Source organism: Photorhabdus kayaii, from assembly GCF_025384895.1.
GTDB classification, from domain to species: domain Bacteria; phylum Pseudomonadota; class Gammaproteobacteria; order Enterobacterales; family Enterobacteriaceae; genus Photorhabdus; species Photorhabdus kayaii.
Genome location: NZ_JAJAFZ010000008.1, coordinates 41,443 through 57,454, shown reverse-complemented (window position 1 = coordinate 57,454; position 16,012 = coordinate 41,443). Strand labels below are relative to the sequence as shown.

Sequence of the window (16,012 nt, the reverse complement as noted above, 5' to 3'; positions counted from 1 at the left end):
GAAGGGCTGTTTATGCATGATGGTAAGTCTGTATCCATATTGATGATACGTCGTCGTAATGCCGGTTTCACTCTGTTGGAAGTGACGATTGCACTTATGGTACTGGCGTCAATGATGGTGGTTGGTGTGATTTATCTGAATAGGCAGAGTGATATGTTGGTGAATCAGGTGGTAGCCGGGCAAATCCAGCACCTCGGCGATGCCGTAGTGGATTATGTGAATAATAATTACACCGCTTTAAGTCAAGGACCCACGTCAGCACCAATCCATTGGGCGGAGATGCGTCCTTATTTGCCCCCCGGATTGGATCAAAATACAGTCAATCCGCTTGGTCAGAAATATGATGGCGTATTACGTGTCGTTGTGCTGCCTAATGGCAAAAAACGCATCGATCCGCTGATTTACACCGTTCCAGCAATAGAAGGCGGAAAACAGCCGGATGTGGCGGAACATGCAATGAAAATCGTGCAATTGATTGGCGTTGGCGGCCTCTATCTCGATTACCGGGATCGTGACAGTAACAATCCAGTCACTTATTGGAACAGTTACGGTCAGGTCGATTCCCTCGAATCTTTTGCTGGTTTTTTCAATGAACAACCTACTGAAATTGGACGCATTTTTTACGCTCCATTTGTGCGGGATGCATCAACTTATGGTCCCGGTACCTTGGCCGGTGATTTGCTTCATCGGCAAAAAATAGATGGGCATCCAGAGTGGAATAAGATGGAAACCAGCATCAACATGGGGGGCAATCACCTTGATCAGGTCGATACGCTGTCGATGCAAGGGAGCGGTGTGGTTGATGGGGTGAATAAGGTCGCTTTCTCTTCCCGTTTTCAGCAAAAACAATCTTATATCGCGCAAGGTAATGATGGCGCGATGGTTGTTAATCCAACACATGGCACGCTATTTATTTTGGATGGTAATGCTAATCCCGCTAGGAAAGGCACTTTGGCTGCCGGTGATGTTCATGCAGATCAGAACGTGGTTGTTGGTAATAACCTGGTGATAAATACGAAAACGGGCAGTTTTGCCGGTAGGGGATGTCCAGCGTTAGGGAGCGTATCCATGAGTAAACAGGGAGAGTTGTTGATTTGCCAGCATGTGGGTTTTGGTATCCCGATTTTGCAATGGAAAGATGTCGCAGGGAATAAACGATTGTTTGAAAATCAAATGGTTATGGGAAGTGGTGACGGGCCTGCGTCAGGGATGTCGTCTGCTGTGGCGGGGAGGAGAGATACCGATTATCTCAGTCGTGGCGGTAAGGAAAGCAGCCAGCCCTTTTTGAACAATTCAGATTCTCCTGTGTTGGTGACGGCTTCCATACCATCCCTTTCTCATGGTTATCACCGGCGTTGTGTGTTGGCGGTGTATGAAATGAATGTGCATGGTAACGACCAACAATATAACTTTCCGCTGGTTTCTCAGGGAGCGGGGTTGATGGATAATTCCGGCGCTAATGCTCGTGTCACTCTACGAGAGGCAGCGCCTTGTGCCGTGACATTCATCGCCAAGCCGCATAGGAAATATAATATTATCAGTATGTTACACGCTGCGTACAGAGTACGGAAAACGGAGGACAGAAAACAGAGTATAGGGAGCGGATGATTGGCTGTATCCAATGTTGATTTTTCTGGTGGGTGGATTTTTACGTTTTTAATTTGCGGAGAACGAAAATGTGGCCATTAGCGATTGTTAGCGTTGTCGTTGTGTTTTTCATGCAACTGATTTTTGGTCAGTTGTTACATGAAGTGCGTGTGCAGTCAGTGCGTGCCAGGACAGATGTCGCAGCGTTGTTTCGTAGTTATGCTTCAGCCGGTGTGCAATTACTTAATCATCATTCTCAAGGAAAGATCAGGCGCCGGAATATGCAGCAGGCATTAACTGCTTTGCATATGGAGTGGGTAAACACCGGTGCCTGGTGTGACAACTTTTCCAGTCAGTGTCTTTGGGGGGGATTTATTTCAGGGGCCCATGTCTATATTTTCCGCAAAAATATCAGTGCTAGTGACAATGTGTTGTTGCACGGGGCTTTCGCGGAATTGCTGAGATGGGGAGCAGAACCCGATCAGATAGGTTTCAAGCGTGGCTCTTGGCTTATCGATGGCAAGGGAAAACGCATAGAAAGCCAACTTGCCAGACGATTACCGGGTGATGTTCGGGAATTTGTTTCTGACGGAGCGCTGGTGGAAATATTGTAGTTGCTATTCCGCAAGCGGGCTTTCTTCGGGTAACTGACCCATTAATGGGTTGTTTGGCGACTTATTTTCCTTTGGAGAAAGATCGATGAATAAAATAATCGCATCTGTTTTTATGGCGCTTGTCTCTCTGTCAAATGTCGCCGTTTACGCTACACCTGTGCCAACATCGGTTCCTCTGGCGGCAGTGTGGACAGCAACGTCGGGGCAAACGCTGCGTGATGTTATACAAGCGTGGGCCAGTAGGTCCGGTTATGAGGTGGTGTGGGATGCTTCCTATGATTTTCCGATTCGGGCTAATCTGCGTTTCAGTGGCACGTTCATTCAAGCGGTGAGTGCGTTGTTCGACGCCTACACAATGGCGAATCGCCCTTTCAACGTCGATATTTATCAGGAACAGCGGCTTGTCCATGTTCAGGCTCAGGGGTAATAACATGTCTATTCAGTTTTTGACGTTTTACAGAGGGTTATTGTTGCCCTGTGTAGCCGTTGGACTGTCAGGTTGTGCGGCAATCGCTAAGGTCGATCAGCAGGCAGATACCGAGATGGCGCAGGCGACTAAGGTTATTCAAGGATTACGTGATAGTGCCGCCGCAATGTCGGTACATGTGCATGAACATGGTTATTGGGTGTCAACTAAGGAGATCCCTTCGAAGAAGGAGAGTGAAACCGTCTCTTGTCGGTTGACCCTTGAGGAAGCTGAGCCGATTACCTTGGGTGAGTTCGCGGATAAGATCAAACGTATTTGCGGTGTACCGGTGGTGATCAGCGCCGATGCCCGGCTCGCTGTCTATCCCGGTTCGACATCGGGTGAAAAAGGGAGTGAGGGGGGAGTTGTGGTGGTCAATTCAGGCACACAGCCGGTATCTGGAGAGGGGGAGCCGGAGGTGTTGAAAATTCATGTGAATTGGCATGGATCGCTAGTGGGGTTGCTCGATTCGGTTGTTTCGTCGTCCGGTTTGCATTGGAAAGTACATAATGGCGCAGTGCATATTTTCAAGACAGAGACGCGGGTGTTTCAAATATATGCATTGCCGGGTACGGATGCATTGTCTTCCAGCGTGACTGCGACGACGAGTGCGACGTTCGGCAGTGGAGTCAGTGAGGGTGATAGTGGTAATAGCGGTAGTACTCAAACCCTTGCAACTTCTTTGACACGTTCGGTGATGGATGAGATCCAAAAAACGGTATCAGCCATGCTGACGCCGGGGGAAGGTAAGCTAACTCTATCGATGGCGACAGCATCGTTGGCGGTAACCGATTCACCCGAAGTACTCGATAGGATTAAGGATTACATTGATCAACAGAATAAATTGCTGACCACCCAGGTGGTGCTTAATGTCAAGATCCTGAATCTGACTTTCGATCGCACTGATCAGTATGGTGTCGATTGGTCGCTAGCTTATAAAAGTGCTCGTATAGGATTGAGTAATGAGAGCAGGAATAGTGTTAGTGATGACGGCGGAATCAGTACCAATATTCACATCCTCAAAGGGCCATTCAGTGACAGCGCTTTGCTAATTAAGGCGTTATCAGCGCAAGGTAAAGTATCCATAGTGACTCAACCCTCTGTGACTACGTTGAATTTGCAGGCAGTACCAATGCAGGTGGCAACTCAGACCGGTTATGTTGCATCCATTTCCAATACTTCAACGCCACAAGTCGGTACTTCGGTGGGGATTGAGCCTGCAACAGTGACGACGGGTTTTAATATGTTGATGCTGCCTTATGCTATGGCTGACAAGCAAATATTGTTGCAGTACAACATTAGTTTGAGCGATTTAAAGAAGCTGGAGAAATTTGGCAAGGAAGAGACCGGTCAGGTGCAGTTGCCGACGATAGATTTACGCGCATTCAGTCAGAAGGTGCGGCTGCATTCTGGTGAAACGCTGGTGTTATCAGGGTTCGAGCAACAGTCAGATACCAGTGATCGCAGTGGTTTAGGTAGCCCGGATAATCAGCTCTTGGGAGGGAGCCGTCAGGGTAAAAGGAATCATAATGTGATCGTAGTCATGATTACGCCTATAGTGGTAGATTAAAAGATGACCGAGATAGGCGTGGAGCATGTCATGCAAATCAAGTTATGTGGTAAGACTCTGGTGGCTGGCATCATCTGGCGGCCGCCGGTAGCTGTACTGGCGCGGGCTAACATGCGCAGAAATGGGATTGCAGCGGGGTTTACCCTAGCCGTTCGCCATCGTGTTGGACGAGGTGTTCAGGTCGGTTATGCGCCAAAGGAGGCAGGAGAACCCGGTTATTATTCATTGGCTGCTGTCTTGGCTAAAGTGGTGGATAAATCTAACTGGATCGGTGCGTTTCGTTTGTCTGATGCGTGTTATGCGTTAGTGGCAGTACATCAGGGTGCAATCATGGCTGGACGTGATTTGATCGGAACTCGCGAAGAGATCGAGACGAAGTTGCGTGAGACGGTACAGCTAGTCGAGGATGCTAATGGGGTGTGGCATGCCATCTATGCGCCGAAGGAGTTTGAATCGCTGTGGCCGGAGATGCCATTAGAGCAGCTATTATCGAAATCGATATTGAAAAAGTCTGTCGGTCAGCTAGAAAGTTTAACCGGTGAAATGTCGAAGTATCAAATTAAGGTCTTTGTCATGACCGCCGGTTTAACACTTTTGTTGGGGGGCGGTTGGTGGATGTGGCATACCTATAAGCAGAATAGGGTGGTGGAACTACCTGATTTACCCCGTGAGGTAGTGGAAGCCCTACCACCGCATCCGTGGCTTGCACAACCGCAAATGGCATGGCAATTCTCTACATGGAAGAGGGTGTTAGCCAGAGTGCCCTTGTCGCTGGCAGGTTGGCAGGTTGAATCGATTAGCTTGGATACTGATACGGTTTCCGTGAGCTATCAACGTCATGAAGGCATGCCGATCAATATCTTTCAGGTCGCTGCCATCAATATTTTCCGAGCTGGTCCGGTTATCTCCAATGGGGGAGAACAAGCACAGGTATTGATACCGATTGAGCAGCAGAGTGAGGATCAGGCAGGTAATGATGATGTATTGCAGTCATCCGATCAGGCGTTGGTTGAATTGATCTCTTATTTTCAGGCGCTAAATTTGCCCCCTCCGGTTTTGACTGAGAGTGCTTCCGTCTTGCCCCCACCACCGCCTCCCAGAGCAGAGGGAGAGACACAGGTGTGGGCCAATCCTGATTGGCAGACTTATAGTTGGACGCTCTCTTCTCAGTTACCTCCAGATGCTTTGTTTTCAGGTAAGCCTTTCCCTGGACTGAGGGTCACTAGTGCCAAAGTGGTGTTAGCTGATGGTTTCCCTCAGTGGGAACTCAATGGAGTTTTCTATGCAAAAAATTAGTCAGTTTATGATCAGTCTGTTGATGGTGTCGGTATTTTCGTTGGCATATGCACAAGTATCATCCACTGAGCGTTCAGCAATTCAGGCGAAACCTGTTGCACAGAAACCGGTATTGTCAGAGGTGACGGCGAACAATAGCGTTGCTGCGCAATTGGAGAAATTACAGACGGATGTGATGTTACTTAAAGCCGAAACTGCAAGGGCAAATGCGCAGGCTGAACTCGATAAAATTTCCAGAATCGTGAATAGAGGCAGTGTTGTTAATAACGATTTGCCTTTAGTCAAGTCAATCTTTGGACGTAACGGTGTGTTGATTGCCACGCTCCGGTTTCGTTTGGGTGGCATTATGGATGTGAAAGCGGGTGATTGGTTACCGAATGGTTATAAGGTGATCCGCATTAATTCCGGGGTGGTGACTTTCGCTAAACAAGGACGATGCTATGACGTGGGCCTTACCGCAACCAATGATGCATCGTTGTTAGATAGTCTTGATTTAATGGTAGCGCCACCGTTGCCGTTAAGTCGTTAATTGCTGAGTAGGCGGTTTCCTATGGAAATAACAAGCTCCGATCTGCTGTGTATGGTCAGGCAGGGCGCAAAAGTTTTATCCGCCCTGAGCGGTGCACTTGAAATCGAGTCAGCGAACCGTAGTTTGATCTGTCTGATTGAGTTGCCTCAGCAAAAGGGGCAGTGTGTGCTGGCGGTATCTGCTTCCCATCGCCTTGATCCCCATGTGCTGGCCTATGAGGAAACCGTTAAAAGACACGGTCTTACCTATCAGATTGTCACCTGTGGAATGGGGAGCATATTGGAGTTGTACCGTCTTAACAAAAGCCATAATCATAGTCATGGGTTAGGCGGAACGGAATCCGATGTTCAGCGTTATATCATTCGCTTAATTGGTGAAGCCACTGAGGAGCGCGCGTCGGATTTACATATCATCGCTCGTCATAATTATTGTGAGGTTCGTTGCCGTATCGATGGTTATTTACGGCCAGTGGGACAGTTGCGCCCAGAGGAAGGATTGCGGCTGTGTGCGACGATTTACCAAAGTATGTGTGATGTGGCGGAGCCGACTTTTAAGCCGATGCAAGCACAGCGTGCGCGAATGAAGGATGAATTTCTTGCCGAGTGCGGGCTTTCTGGGGCACGAATTAATACACGTCCTCTTGATCGTGGCATGTTAATGGTGTTGCGATTGCTGTACGCGGATAGCCCCGGAACCGTGCGCACCTTAAGCGATCTTGGCTATTTGCCGGAACAGTGTCAGATATTGGAAGCGCTGATGGACCATCGGGCCGGTGTGGTGCTGCTATCCGGCGCGACGGGTAGCGGCAAGAGCACCACTTTGAAAGTCGTGATGCAGAAGATGATAACCGAGCAAGCTGGCATTCATCTGCTGACACTTGAAGACCCTCCTGAATATGAGATTGAAGGGGCTAATCAATCGCCCATCACCGGTGATCGTGGTGATAGCGTGGTTATCGAACAAGAATGGGCAATGGCAATCGCTGATGCAATGCGACTCGATCCTGATGTAATTATGGTCGGTGAGATACGCGATGCAGTGACGGCAAAGATGACTTTCCGGGCAGCCATGACCGGCCATCTTATTTGGACCACGATACATGCAAACGATGCGTTAGCGATTTTGCCCCGCTTGCAGGATGAGGCGGTAATGGAATCACTGTTAATGGATTCGCGGTTGGTCATCGGCTTAGTCAGTCAATCGCTGATTCAGGTGTTATGCCCTCATTGCAAAATTCCTTTGCAAGGGCATGAGCAAGAACTCTCCGAGCGTTTGTTGAAACGGCTAAATCTTTATTGTCAGCCGGAATCGGTTTGTCTACAGGGGAAGGGTTGTGACTATTGCAAACAGTGCGGTACCGTGGGCCGAACCGTCGTGGCGGAAGTGGTTCAGACTTCTCCTGGCTTAATGCAAGCTTATCGAACCGGTCATCATCATGAGGCAACCCGATATTGGATTACGGAGATGGGCGGTATCAGTAAGATCGACGCACTTATTCGCAAAATAAATGACGGAATGATTGATCCCCGTGCCGGAGAGCGTGTGATGGGGCCGATTGTCCCGGTGGGCTATCAAATCGAGTAAAACGATATGTCAATGACCGATTTTGTTGCAAGACTGAACTATCGAATGGCGAAGATACAGTTCAGTAAGAAAGTGCGGGCCCGTTTCTATGAGCATCTTATTATGATGCTAGAGAATCGTGTCATGCTGATTGATGCATTACGTGAAATGTACAATGTTGCCAGCAATGAAGGCCATAAGCCTAACGGTGGTTATGCGTTGGTGTTGAGTAGTTGTTATGAATCTGTGAGTCAGGGCAGCACCTTGTCAGAGAGTTTGCAACAATGGATTGGTCCTAATGAAGTGGCGGTGATTGCCGCGGGTGAGCGCTCCGGTGATATACGTAGTGCTTTCACGGATGCGATCGCCATGATCGAAGCGGGTAGTAAAATTCGTCGTGCGGTTATTGGTGCATCTATTTATCCTGCGGTACTCATTGGGATGATATGTGTATTGTTGCACATTGTAGCAGGCAGTCTGGTACCGAAATTGGCTGCGGTTTCCAAGCCAGAAACTTGGGATGGTGCGGCTTATACCCTATATTTGATGGGAACATTTGTTAATGACTATGGGCTGTATTCACTGATATTCCTGGTGATATTGTTCATGTTAGTAGCATTATCGTTACCTTTTCTTGGGGGACGATTGCGAACGGGACTTGACCGGTTTCCACCGTGGTCACTGTACCGAACCATTCATGGCAGTATGTTTATACTGAATGTATCGTTGTTGATCCGTTCAGGGATGATGTTGCAATCGGCACTAGAATTGCTGCTGGAACAGGCGGGTTCACGCTGGCTGTATGTGCGTATCGCTGCCACGCTTGAACACATCTCAATAGGGACCGGTTTTGGTGAGGCGTTGCGCGATACCGGTTACCGTTTTCCTGATAATGAGGCGATCAGTTATCTGCGGTTGTTGTCACGGTTACAGGGATTTGATCAGTCAATGGCAAAGTTCGCACGGCACTGGCTGGATGAAACGATCATTAAAGTCCAGATCGTGACGCGTGGGTTCCTGTTCGTTTCGATCCTCATGATCGGTGGTATGTTGATGCTGGTGGTTACCGCGGTGTCTGGCATTGAGAATGCCATTGAGCAGTCGCTCTCTCTGCCCTCTGTTTAATGTCGAGGCTAACTGATGAAAATTCGCCAAGACATGGAAACTGAAACTCGTGCATGTCGCGAGAAAGTGCTGGATGAGCTGAGAAGAGCTTGCGGACCGATTATCCTCCAAGCGCTTGATGACAAGGATGTGGTGGAAATAATGATTAATCCTGATGGAAAATTGTGGATTGAATCGTATAACCAAGGCATGAGTGAAGCGCAATCTGATTTTCCGGTAGAGGCGTCAGAGCGGATTTTACTGATTTCGGCAGCACTGCAAAAATCGGATATTGGGACTGATATGGGCCTCATTGAAGGGGAATTTCCGTTGGGGAGTGCGCGTATTGCCGGTGTCTTGCCTCCGCTGGCAAATGCGCCGACTATTGCCATTCGTAAACACTCTCCGGTGGTATTATCGCTGTCTGATTACCGCAAAAGCGGCATTATTAAACCGATAGGCATTACCGCCATGCGGTTGGTATCCGGGATAGCGAGCTATAAACGCAGTTTTGAACATCCCATTGAAGCAATTCGCGAAGCCGTGGTTATGCGTAAGAATATTCTAATCGTTGGGGGTACCGGCAGTGGGAAGACGACGCTAGCTAATACTATTTTGTACGAGATTAGTCTGCAATGCCCGCATGACCGTATCGTGGCGATTGAGGATACGATGGAATTACAGCTTAACAATGCTAACCGAGCGCTGTTACGCACTAGTCAAGATGTGGATATGCGTCGTTTGTTGCGGACTACGATGCGTTTGCGTCCAGATCGTATTGTAGTGGGGGAGATTCGCGGCGGTGAAGCTTATACTTTGCTCAAGAGCTGGAATTCCGGCCACCCTGGAGGGGTAACAACAATGCATGCTAATTCATCTGAAGAGGGGCTACAAAAACTGGCGCATTACATTTATGAAGATGAGACTGCACAGGGTTTTACTCCTGATACTATCGGTTGGATGATCGCCAAAAGTGTGAATCTGGTGGTGGTAATAGAAAAGATCGCAATGGAACCGGGAAGAATGGTGACAGAAATTTGTGAAGTTTCCGGGTTTATGAATGGTCGTTACAATATGAATGTTTTGTGCTTACAAAGTAATGGGTATTGTGAATTCAAACCACGTATTTAAAGGTGTGATGTTATGGTATGGTATATTATGTGAATCTACCATTTAAAAATATATAATTTCATAAGTTTTTGTAGCCCGGATAATATAGAATTAAGCCATTGTAAATTTGGCAAAAACCTATCAAGTAATCCGGGCATGGATTTTTTATTATTTTTTTAGACAAAAATCTTACGGTCGATTCGATAGAAAATAATCGTATCTCCCTGATTAAGTCTTTATTTTTCAAAAAGAAGTTCTCACCGGTTTACCAAAACCAGACTCTATTCTTGAGCCGACGCAATATTACCGCAAATTCTTTGCTAATCGTTCATTTAAATTATCTGGAGGTAAAGTGAAAGCCTCTTTATTGCGTACTACTAAAAGAATGTGTAGTACCTAATTTTATTTTTCCCGGGTGTTGCGCAGATTTTGTTATCGGGAATAACACTCGCTTTATTGGCGGTAAAGTTTGTGCAACCCGAAGTACAGTTCGAAACAGTATTCGCTTGATCATTGAGCGATCGGCTGCATTTAGCGCGGTACGTAACGAAATCTCAACGGCCTCATTAGCATATGTCCGCATTTGTTGTTCATAATCTGAAATCGCCTTGATTAAGTCTTCATGACCAGATGCTACGCGAGTTAGCGTCTGTGTGAGTAAAAGTGCGTCTCGAAGCGCTATGTTTGCTCCCATTCCTACCATTGGCGTCATGTTGTGAATAGCGTCGCCAAGTAGAGTGACAGCGCTGGAACGCCAGGGTAAGAGATGCTCCATACTGCGTAACGGAATCACAGAGATGTTTTCCATATCACTCTGCTTAATCAGGGTATGCAGGTTCGGGTCCCATGCAGCAATACGGGTACAGATCAGATCACACAGAGATTCCGCGGGAAAATCGGTAATCGTATTCGGATAGCTATTCGTTGCTGCTGCGTAGGCCCACATGACAAAATCACCAATTTCTGTCGATGTGGCCTTTACCTGGGTATTGATTGGAGCACGCCATAGAGAGACAAACAATCCACCAGAGCTTTTAGGCACGATATTGTTGGGCGACCCATCCAGCAAATATGGAGGCAATGAGGCAGCAAGAGCTTGGGTAAGGCGCACACGTCCAACGGTGAGCGTGACGCCAATATCAAGCCTTTTTATCGCGGGGAGGTACTGCTTGCGTACTTTTGAATTGCTTCCATCTGCACCGATAAGAACATCAACATCTTCGTGACTTCCATCGGTGAAAAAAAGCCTGACTTTACCGTTTTGCATGTGTTCATAACGCTCGAACGTTTTGTTCCATTGAACGGTATCTGAGAGCCCATCGTTTAGTACTTCTATAAGTTCAGATCTGCTGATTGACATCCGATCTTCGGTAATGATCTGTCCATCCTCCTGATGGATATCTCTCTGAGCTGCGAGAAGAAGACGTAGATGTTCATCATAGAATCTTGTCTGTCCACCAACAGGCTTTGAAATCTTTTTAAAGGTTAGCCAGTTGGTTTCTGGGAGGCATTCCTGCATTGCTTGCTGGCCGAATGTATCGACGTAAATTCCATAACCGGGAAGTATGGATGATGTGGCAGAGCCTCGTTCATAGACTTTTACTTTTATTCCGTTTTTGCGCAAGCCATGTGCCAGGCATGCTCCACCAATCCCTGAGCCAATTATTCCAACGTTCATTTCTTTTTTCTCCATAAGTAGTACGATGTGATTCTGAAAGAATCATGGTGACTGTAGCTGGCCAGGACCATTTGATCACAGCCATCGGTTGTGTTACTGCTATAGTCTTAATAATAGTATACCGTACCGTTCGGTACCAATAAAAATTTAGGTTTTTTACATGACAAATACACCTAAAGCCCAAACAGATCACAAAAGAACCCGTTCGTACTCTAGAATTTCAGGAGAACGAGTTAACGAGCTGTTAAAGATTGCTGCTCAGGTATTTGCAGAACGGGGTTTTGATGGTGCCAGTATCAATGAGATGGCGAAACGTGCTAATGCTTCGAAGGGAACCTATTATAGTCGATTTCCTTCTAAAGAAGAGCTGTTAGTCGCTGTTGTTAAGCAGAGAATAGAAGAAGTTGAGGGCGGTCTGGACAAGACCATGAACCCCGAGCCAGATATTGGGAAAGCATTAACCATTTTTGCAGAGGAAATTTTCACGGTAATTCTTTCAGAAACAATGATTGCAAATTACCGGGTGGTCACTCTGGAGGCCCAACGTTTTCCGCAATTAGGTAAAATCTATTATGAAAAGGGTGTCAAAAAGATAGTAGATTTTCTTGTCGAATATCTGGTACGAAAGATGAAGGAGGGAAAATTGAACATAGTAGACCCAAAAATCTCCGCAGAGGTGTTTATCGATGGCATCATTGGAACGCCAAGGCTTAAGGCTACTTTGGGCATTGGTTTACCTACTCCAGAGGAGCAATCTCAGCGAATTGCCATTGCTGTTCAGTCATTTCTCGCTACATATGGTACTTCCTCATGTGATAGCACTTCTTCATCATGATAGTCGCGCTGTAGTAAACCAGATGTAGTAAATCAGAAATTATCGTTCAGAAATTATCATAGGAATAGCGTTGAATTAAGGGCCTGCCTGTTATCAGGTAGGTCTTTCTGTTGAATTAAGGAAGCGGTTTGAATGCCTTGGATATATACCCGTCATCTTTCAAGTTGCCTCTTTGTTGGCTGCACTCGCTCACCCCGGTCACATCGTTATCTATGCTCACTCCCTTGCCGTCGCGATCCATCTTGAAATCCATAGGGTATAGACGAAACGCTTTGGCGTCTTTTTGGCTTGGTTGGTGATGGCTTATTATATTTCCTTTGTAAGTAAATAGTTTACAATGTAAATAACTTGTTGTTTTTCTTTGATTAGAGTTTGAATTTGTCATAATTAAAATTAACTCATGAGAATGTTATGAAGGTGGGGATGTTGATATGGTAAAAAGAGCGATAAAGCCACTGTGTATTTCGGTTATTTGTAGCACATCGGTAATAGCTGGATATGCTTTAGCTAATCATCAGAATAGGCTTATTGAAGGTGATATTCAAAATCTGCCAAAAATGCAGATTGAAAAGATATCTGAGACAACAACACCTGAACAAGTACAAATTCAAACTGCTACAATTTCAGAAACAGAACGCCGTAAGATGCTGCGAAGTTGGATACCAGCACAAATTAAGCCCGTTTTCTTTGACCGATTGGTTAGTTTGTACTCCTCTAACCAGATGCAACCTTTGTGGCAAGATAAACTCGCGGTTCAATGCTTTGAACAGCAACTTTCAGAACTGGCCTTGGCTGGGTTTCAGCCGCAATTTGGTCAATGGCTGATTGAACTCAATGATGCTCAATTGAGTCAGATGGGACGTGATCTCATCTTATCGGATGCTATGCTAGGTTATTTACAATTTGTCTCAGATGTCGGCCATCAGGGCCAACGCTGGCTCTATCGCACTATACCATACAAAATACCATACAAAATTGTATTACCTTCACCAGTCGTTATAGATCAGTGGCAGCAAGCTATTATCAATCACAATGTGGCCGCTTATATCGCAGCATTGGCACCACAACATCCTCAATATGAAAATATGCGCAAGGAGATGATGAAACAACTGGCTGATAGTAAACCGTGGCCACAGCTTTCTGACAAAAATGCGCTAAAACCGGGACAGAATAGCGCTGATGTCGCTGTGTTGAAGGAAATACTTATTCGTCTTGGTATGTTGAGCGAACTGACAACTCAATCAGATAATATCTACGATCCTGAACTGGTGACTGCGGTGAGAAATTTCCAGCATTGGCAAGGGTTGGCACCGGATGGTGTAATCGGTAAACGCACAAGAGATTGGCTAAATACTTCTCCTCAAACCAGAGCAGGATTGATGGCGCTTAATATCCAGCGTTTACGTATTATCCCAGGATATGTGTCCACAGGAATTATGGTCAATATTCCCGATTATTCATTGCATTATTATCTTAATGATCAGGAAGTATTGGACTCGAAAGTGATCGTTGGTCGCCCAAGCCGTAAGACACCCATTATGAGTAGTGTGTTGAATAATGTGGTGATTAATCCTCCCTGGAGTGTGCCAACTAGCCTGGCAAGAAAAGATATCGCACCACGGGCGGTTGATGATCCCGGATATTTTCAACGGCGAGGATACGTTATCTTTTCAAATTGGCGTGCTGATGCCAGTGTAATCGACCCTTACACTATTGATTGGAACGTGATTACGCCTGCTAACTTTCCTTATCGAATATGGCAAGCTCCGGGGCCGACTAACTCATTAGGCCGTTATAAATTTAATATGCCAAATTCTGATGCTATCTATTTGCATGATACGCCGAACCATAACCTGTTTAACAAAGACATTAGAGCGATCAGCTCTGGTTGTGTGCGGGTTAACAAGGCTTCAGAATTAGCAAGTATGTTATTGGAAGATGTAGGTTGGCATCAGAGTAAAGTGAATAATACCCTGAAACAGGGTAATACCGTTTATGTTAACATCCCACAGCGTATTCCAGTTTATTTGCATTATTTAACTGCTTGGGTAGATGAGCAGGGGGTACCTCAGTACCGTACCGATATTTATGACTACGACAATAGTGTGAGACAAGGTACCCAGTTTTTGTCAAAGTTGTTACCTTTACAAAACTAAATGCAACTAATTTTTGTTATTAATTGTCATAGTGACCAGTTGGCCTATTGTTTCTATAATTTGGGTATGATGTTTCTTCATGGATATAATCGATCATAATCGCCGCAAGTGGCTTAGTGCGGGAGCCGCTGCTTTAGGCTTGAGTTTGTTGCCGGGGTATACTTTTGCGACTCTGGCCACTCCACGTCCACGAATTTTACGTTTTGACAACTTACATACGGGTGAAACGATTAAAGCTGAATTTTTTGACGGCTATCGTTACAACAAAGAAGAGCTGGCCCGTTTGGATCATCTGTTTCGAGATTACCGTCAAAATAGAGTTAAGACTATTGATCCTAAATTATTTGATCAGATTTATTTGCTGCAAATGATGATAGGGATTAATAAGCCTGTACAACTCATTTCTGGTTATCGTTCACTGGTAACCAACAATCAGTTGCGCAAGCAAAGTAAAGGCGTGGCTAAACAGAGTTACCATATTCACGGGCGGGCGATGGATTTTCATATTGAAGGTATTGAGCTTAGTCGTATCTGCAAGGCTGCTCTGAAAATGAAAGCGGGAGGGGTAGGATACTATCCACAGAGTAATTTCGTTCATATTGATACAGGTCCCGTCAGGACGTGGTAATCTGGTGAGTAACTATTTTGTTTTGACTATGGAGTAAATGAAATAATGAAATACCAAATTATTCCTGTTACTGCTTTTATGCAGAATTGTACCCTTATTTGGAATGAAGAGAGTAAGGAAGCGGCAATTGTTGATCCGGGTGGTGAAGCAGAAAAACTGATCGCCGAGATAGAACGTCGTGGTCTGAAATTGACTCAGATTTTATTGACCCATGGTCATTTTGACCATGTTGGCGCAACAGCGGAAGTCGCTGAACATTTTAATGTGCCGGTCTACGGGCCACAGCAGGAAGATGCTTTCTGGATCGAAGGCTTGCAAGCTCAAAGCCGGATGTTTGGCATTGAAGAATGTCCATCATTTGAACCTGATCGCTGGTTAAATGAAGGTGATGAGCTGCGGGTGGGGGGCGTTGATTTATCTGTATTGCACTGTCCGGGACATACACCAGGGCATGTTGTGTTTGTGAATCATGTAGATAAGCTGATTTATATGGGAGATGTTTTATTTAAAGGAGGGGTTGGGCGTAGTGATTTTCCACGCGGTAATCACCGGCAGTTAATTAACTCAATTAAAGATAAACTTCTGCCACTTGGTGATGATTATGAATTTATTCCGGGGCACGGGCCAATGTCGACGCTAGGTCATGAGCGGCAGACTAATCCATTTTTACAGGATGAAGTATCAGGTTGGTGATGTGGCGTAGCGTTTATATTCAATATACCCATCATCTTTCAAGTTGCCTCTTTGTTGGCTGCACTCACTCACCCCGGTCACATAGTTATCTATGCTCCCGGGGATTCGTTCCCTTGCCGTCGCGATGCATCTTGAAATCCATAGGGTATAAGTGTCAATTTGAGGGCTGGCTGATAGTTGTTT

The 16,012-nt window shown here is 46.0% G+C and carries 15 protein-coding genes; 13 read left to right on the top strand and 2 right to left on the bottom strand.

The annotated features are described in order from the left end of the window. Nucleotides 1–12: 12 nt before the first annotated feature. From pilV to LGZ98_RS04940, 9 genes are all read left to right on the top strand, one after another. The gene (gene pilV, locus LGZ98_RS04980; protein ID WP_113043215.1) at nucleotides 13–1,608 is read left to right on the top strand and encodes a shufflon system plasmid conjugative transfer pilus tip adhesin PilV; all 1,596 of its coding nucleotides are present in this window, start codon (nucleotides 13–15) and stop codon (nucleotides 1,606–1,608) included. 68 nt (nucleotides 1,609–1,676) lie between these two features. Next, nucleotides 1,677–2,201 carry a hypothetical protein gene (locus tag LGZ98_RS04975; RefSeq protein ID WP_113043216.1) on the top strand — a complete coding sequence of 175 codons (525 nt, stop codon included), beginning with the start codon at nucleotides 1,677–1,679 and terminating at the stop codon, nucleotides 2,199–2,201. 85 nt (nucleotides 2,202–2,286) lie between these two features. Beyond that, on the top strand, nucleotides 2,287–2,628 hold the full coding sequence (locus tag LGZ98_RS04970) for a toxin co-regulated pilus biosynthesis Q family protein (RefSeq protein ID WP_113043217.1): 342 nt from the start codon (nucleotides 2,287–2,289) through the stop codon (nucleotides 2,626–2,628). 4 nt (nucleotides 2,629–2,632) lie between these two features. Further along, a complete protein-coding gene (pilN, locus tag LGZ98_RS04965) occupies nucleotides 2,633–4,237 on the top strand; it encodes a PilN family type IVB pilus formation outer membrane protein (RefSeq protein WP_262977787.1) in 1,605 nt (534 codons plus the stop codon). Between the two features lie 3 nt (nucleotides 4,238–4,240). Continuing rightward, nucleotides 4,241–5,533 (top strand): type IV pilus inner membrane component PilO, encoded by a 1,293-nt coding sequence (gene pilO2 / locus LGZ98_RS04960; RefSeq protein ID WP_262977786.1) that lies wholly within the window; start codon nucleotides 4,241–4,243, stop codon nucleotides 5,531–5,533. Further along, nucleotides 5,520–6,062, top strand: coding sequence for a type IV pilus biogenesis protein PilP (gene pilP / locus LGZ98_RS04955; RefSeq protein WP_113043220.1), 543 nt, complete (start codon nucleotides 5,520–5,522; stop codon nucleotides 6,060–6,062). Before pilO2 ends, pilP begins: the two co-directional genes overlap by 14 nt. A 21-nt stretch (nucleotides 6,063–6,083) precedes the next feature. Continuing rightward, nucleotides 6,084–7,646 (top strand): GspE/PulE family protein, encoded by a 1,563-nt coding sequence (locus LGZ98_RS04950; RefSeq protein WP_113043221.1) that lies wholly within the window; start codon nucleotides 6,084–6,086, stop codon nucleotides 7,644–7,646. 12 nt (nucleotides 7,647–7,658) lie between these two features. Beyond that, the gene (locus LGZ98_RS04945; RefSeq protein ID WP_229015575.1) at nucleotides 7,659–8,750 is read left to right on the top strand and encodes a type II secretion system F family protein; all 1,092 of its coding nucleotides are present in this window, start codon (nucleotides 7,659–7,661) and stop codon (nucleotides 8,748–8,750) included. Nucleotides 8,751–8,765: 15 nt separating this feature from the next. Beyond that, a complete protein-coding gene (locus LGZ98_RS04940) occupies nucleotides 8,766–9,860 on the top strand; it encodes an ATPase, T2SS/T4P/T4SS family (protein ID WP_113043223.1) in 1,095 nt (364 codons plus the stop codon). 343 nt (nucleotides 9,861–10,203) lie between these two features. Here the strand turns inward: LGZ98_RS04940 and LGZ98_RS04935 are convergent, their stop codons facing one another. Continuing rightward, nucleotides 10,204–11,517, bottom strand: coding sequence for an FAD-dependent oxidoreductase (locus tag LGZ98_RS04935; RefSeq protein WP_113043224.1), 1,314 nt, complete (start codon nucleotides 11,515–11,517; stop codon nucleotides 10,204–10,206). A 160-nt stretch (nucleotides 11,518–11,677) separates the two neighbouring features. On the opposite strand from LGZ98_RS04935, the gene LGZ98_RS04930 reads away from it, so the two are divergent. After that, nucleotides 11,678–12,352, top strand: coding sequence for a TetR/AcrR family transcriptional regulator (locus LGZ98_RS04930; RefSeq protein WP_113043225.1), 675 nt, complete (start codon nucleotides 11,678–11,680; stop codon nucleotides 12,350–12,352). A 115-nt stretch (nucleotides 12,353–12,467) separates the two neighbouring features. On the opposite strand, the gene LGZ98_RS04925 is transcribed toward LGZ98_RS04930, so the two are convergent. Beyond that, a complete protein-coding gene (locus LGZ98_RS04925) occupies nucleotides 12,468–12,737 on the bottom strand; it encodes a hypothetical protein (RefSeq protein ID WP_146748110.1) in 270 nt (89 codons plus the stop codon). 46 nt (nucleotides 12,738–12,783) lie between these two features. Between LGZ98_RS04925 and ldtD the strand changes: the two genes are divergently transcribed. The 3 genes from ldtD to LGZ98_RS04910 all read left to right on the top strand — a co-directional run bounded on the left by ldtD (nucleotide 12,784) and on the right by LGZ98_RS04910 (nucleotide 15,829). Then, nucleotides 12,784–14,508, top strand: coding sequence for a L,D-transpeptidase (gene ldtD, locus LGZ98_RS04920; protein WP_113043226.1), 1,725 nt, complete (start codon nucleotides 12,784–12,786; stop codon nucleotides 14,506–14,508). A gap of 79 nt (nucleotides 14,509–14,587) precedes the next feature. Then, a complete protein-coding gene (locus tag LGZ98_RS04915; RefSeq protein ID WP_113043227.1) occupies nucleotides 14,588–15,136 on the top strand; it encodes a peptidoglycan L,D-endopeptidase MepK in 549 nt (182 codons plus the stop codon). A 45-nt stretch (nucleotides 15,137–15,181) separates the two neighbouring features. Beyond that, the gene (locus LGZ98_RS04910) at nucleotides 15,182–15,829 is read left to right on the top strand and encodes an MBL fold metallo-hydrolase (protein WP_113043228.1); all 648 of its coding nucleotides are present in this window, start codon (nucleotides 15,182–15,184) and stop codon (nucleotides 15,827–15,829) included. The last annotated feature ends 183 nt before the right edge of the window (nucleotides 15,830–16,012 follow it).

Excerpts from the sequence above, each read along its gene's own strand:
- pilV (WP_113043215.1), top strand. The coding sequence starts at position 13 with ATGCATGATGGTAAGTCTGTATCCATATTGATGATACGTCGTCGTAAT.
- LGZ98_RS04975 (WP_113043216.1), top strand. The coding sequence starts at position 1,677 with ATGTGGCCATTAGCGATTGTTAGCGTTGTCGTTGTGTTTTTCATGCAA.
- LGZ98_RS04970 (WP_113043217.1), top strand. The coding sequence starts at position 2,287 with ATGAATAAAATAATCGCATCTGTTTTTATGGCGCTTGTCTCTCTGTCA.
- pilN (WP_262977787.1), top strand. The coding sequence starts at position 2,633 with ATGTCTATTCAGTTTTTGACGTTTTACAGAGGGTTATTGTTGCCCTGT.
- pilO2 (WP_262977786.1), top strand. The coding sequence starts at position 4,241 with ATGACCGAGATAGGCGTGGAGCATGTCATGCAAATCAAGTTATGTGGT.
- pilP (WP_113043220.1), top strand. The coding sequence starts at position 5,520 with ATGCAAAAAATTAGTCAGTTTATGATCAGTCTGTTGATGGTGTCGGTA.
- LGZ98_RS04950 (WP_113043221.1), top strand. The coding sequence starts at position 6,084 with ATGGAAATAACAAGCTCCGATCTGCTGTGTATGGTCAGGCAGGGCGCA.
- LGZ98_RS04945 (WP_229015575.1), top strand. The coding sequence starts at position 7,659 with ATGACCGATTTTGTTGCAAGACTGAACTATCGAATGGCGAAGATACAG.
- LGZ98_RS04940 (WP_113043223.1), top strand. The coding sequence starts at position 8,766 with ATGAAAATTCGCCAAGACATGGAAACTGAAACTCGTGCATGTCGCGAG.
- LGZ98_RS04935 (WP_113043224.1), bottom strand. The coding sequence starts at position 11,517 with ATGAACGTTGGAATAATTGGCTCAGGGATTGGTGGAGCATGCCTGGCA.
- LGZ98_RS04930 (WP_113043225.1), top strand. The coding sequence starts at position 11,678 with ATGACAAATACACCTAAAGCCCAAACAGATCACAAAAGAACCCGTTCG.
- LGZ98_RS04925 (WP_146748110.1), bottom strand. The coding sequence starts at position 12,737 with ATGACAAATTCAAACTCTAATCAAAGAAAAACAACAAGTTATTTACAT.
- ldtD (WP_113043226.1), top strand. The coding sequence starts at position 12,784 with ATGGTAAAAAGAGCGATAAAGCCACTGTGTATTTCGGTTATTTGTAGC.
- LGZ98_RS04915 (WP_113043227.1), top strand. The coding sequence starts at position 14,588 with ATGGATATAATCGATCATAATCGCCGCAAGTGGCTTAGTGCGGGAGCC.
- LGZ98_RS04910 (WP_113043228.1), top strand. The coding sequence starts at position 15,182 with ATGAAATACCAAATTATTCCTGTTACTGCTTTTATGCAGAATTGTACC.